This is a genomic window from Bradyrhizobium sp. JHI2711 (assembly GCF_056156565.1).
The window spans coordinates 1-413 of the sequence record NZ_JBPZPT010000029.1 but is presented as its reverse complement, the minus strand read 5'-3'; the positions used below and the strand labels follow the sequence as shown (position 1 = coordinate 413).

General features: G+C 62.7%; 1 pseudogene. It reads right to left on the bottom strand.

Annotated features, from left to right (window positions below):
* A pseudogene (locus tag ACTEK7_RS36645) lies at nt 1-413 on the bottom strand (M10 family metallopeptidase C-terminal domain-containing protein); the annotation flags it as partial.

The window sequence follows — 413 nt, the reverse complement described above, 5'->3', positions numbered from 1 at the left end:
CCAGACCACGTCGTAGCCGCCACCGGACACCTGCTCGGCAGCAATGACGGACCACGTCGTGTAATTGGCCGTGTCCACCACATTGCCTTGGTATTTCAGCGTTGGGCCGACGCCGGTCGAGATGTTGGTCAGATAGTAATTGCCGCCGGACACCACCACGCTGGTCGATCCCAACGCCTCGATCGTGACAAGGCTGCCTGCGGGTATACCAATCGCGCCATCGCCATTGAGATCCTGCTGGAGCGTCGGCTCCAGTGCTTTCAGGGTCGGATCGCTCCCCAGGACTTCGGGAGCCGCGGCTAGCGTCGTCACGAAATTGCCGGTGCTGTCGGTGCTCCAGACCGAGTAGTGCCCGTTGGCCGAGTTCTTCCAGACCACGTCGTAGCCGCCACCGGACACCTGCTCGGCCGCAA